The sequence below is a fragment of the Pseudotabrizicola alkalilacus genome (genome assembly GCF_003443995.1).
In the GTDB taxonomy this organism is placed as follows: domain Bacteria; phylum Pseudomonadota; class Alphaproteobacteria; order Rhodobacterales; family Rhodobacteraceae; genus Pseudotabrizicola; species Pseudotabrizicola alkalilacus.
In genome coordinates this window covers 1-905 of sequence record NZ_QWEY01000037.1, presented here as the reverse complement: position 1 = coordinate 905, position 905 = coordinate 1, and the positions used below count along the sequence as shown (strand labels likewise).

1 protein-coding gene is annotated in these 905 nt (G+C 64.4%); it reads right to left on the bottom strand.

The window, feature by feature from the left end; translation table 11 throughout:
• Positions 1 to 905 (bottom strand): thiamine pyrophosphate-binding protein (locus tag D1012_RS21875; RefSeq protein WP_267897844.1); only part of this gene is annotated, 905 nt, incomplete at both ends.

Genomic DNA, 905 nt, shown 5'->3' with positions numbered 1-905 from the left:
GCCTGATCCGGCTTTGGCAGGGTCCAGTTCATGCCGGTGTTCTGGCTGACCTTTGAGCCGCACCAGATCACCAGATCGGCCTCTTGAATCAACTCGATCGCGGCGGCCGATCCCAGCGGGTTCAGCACCCCCGCAGCATAGGCGCGGGTTTCCGGCACCGACCCCTTGCCCGACAGCGAGGTGACAACCAGCCCGCCCAGCCGGTCGGCAAAGGCGGTGGCCGCTTCGGTCGCGTCCGAGCCATGTACACCGCCACCACAGACCAGCGCCGGGCGCCTGGCGCGGCGGATCAGCTCTGCCGCTGCGGTGATTTCGGTCGCCGGGGCAACCGACCGCAGGAACGGGATGCGGATGGAACGGTCGTCAACCTTGATCTTCAGCAGATCTTCGTCCCAGTCGGCGTCAAACACGTCATGCGGAATGATCAGCGCCACGGGCCCCGGCCGGGGGGCGGTGGCGATGCGGAAGGCGGTGCGGATCAGTTCCGGCAGCGAGGCAACCGACGGCACCAGAAACGCCTCCTTCGAGCAGGTCTTGAAAAAGGACAGCTGGTCAAACCCTTGGCTGGCAATGCCCTTTTCCTTGAGCGGCAGCCAGTCCAGCGGCAACTCTCCAATGATCCCGATCATCGGGATCGAGGCATTCAGCGCCTCCAGAAACCCCGCCGGCAACAGGTTCGCGCCCGGCCCGACGGTGACGTCACAGATGCCGGGCTTGCCGGTCAGCCGGGCATAGGCATCGGCGGCATAGGCCGCATTGCGCTCATCGCGCATCAGAATATGCCGGATCCGGTCAGTGCGCCGCGAAATGCCGTCATGCAACGCAGTGGTCTGCCCACCGGGCATGCCAAACACATACTCAACCCCGTATTGGGCAAGCATCTCTGCGATAAGATCTCCGATATG